The sequence below is a fragment of the Paenibacillus sp. P4_A7 genome (assembly GCF_056402455.1).
Genome location: NZ_JBFUHJ010000886.1, coordinates 1 through 739 on the forward strand (window position 1 = coordinate 1; position 739 = coordinate 739).

Annotated in this window: 1 tRNA gene and 2 rRNA genes; all 3 read right to left on the bottom strand. The window is 50.6% G+C overall.

From position 1 onward, the window contains the following. Positions 1-246 (bottom strand): 23S ribosomal RNA (locus AC1DWN_RS34725); the annotation flags it as partial. Positions 247-380: 134 nt separating this feature from the next. Beyond that, positions 381-456: transfer RNA gene (locus AC1DWN_RS34730), tRNA-Ala, on the bottom strand. A 106-nt stretch (positions 457-562) separates the two neighbouring features. Continuing rightward, positions 563-739 (bottom strand): 16S ribosomal RNA (locus AC1DWN_RS34735); the annotation flags it as partial.

The window sequence follows — 739 nt, forward strand, 5'->3', positions numbered from 1 at the left end:
CTGACGGAATCACTTTTGTTTTCTCTTCCTCAGGGTACTTAGATGTTTCAGTTCCCCTGGTATGCCTCTATTCAACCTATGTATTCAGTTGAAAGTAACTGTCCATTACGACAGCTGGGTTTCCCCATTCGGAAATCCTCGGATCAATGCCTGCTTACGGCTCCCCGGGGCGGTATCGTTGTTCGCCACGTCCTTCTTCGGCTCCTAGTGCCTAGGCATCCTCCGTGCGCTCTTACTAGCTTAACCTAAGTTCCGATTGATTCGGCTTGCTTGCGCAATCTCGAACAACCTTCACTGTTAAAAACTAATCCCAGCTAAAGGATATTTCAGCAATTCTTCTTTCGTTATCCAGTTTTCAAGGTACAATTGATGTGAGTTGTTGGTGGAGCCAAGCGGGATCGAACCGCTGACCTCCTGCTTGCAAGGCAGGCGCTCTCCCAGCTGAGCTATGGCCCCATACAAATTCCATCAAAGCTGAACAAATGGTGTTCACGTCTTGCGCTTAGAGCGCTCTATTCCGATAACTTTATCCGAACCTCATCGGGTTCGGGTATTTCCTTAGAAAGGAGGTGATCCAGCCGCACCTTCCGATACGGCTACCTTGTTACGACTTCACCCCAATCATCTACCCCACCTTCGACGGCTAGCTCCCTTGCGGGTTACCCCACCGGCTTCGGGTGTTGTAAACTCTCGTGGTGTGACGGGCGGTGTGTACAAGACCCGGGAACGTATTCACCGC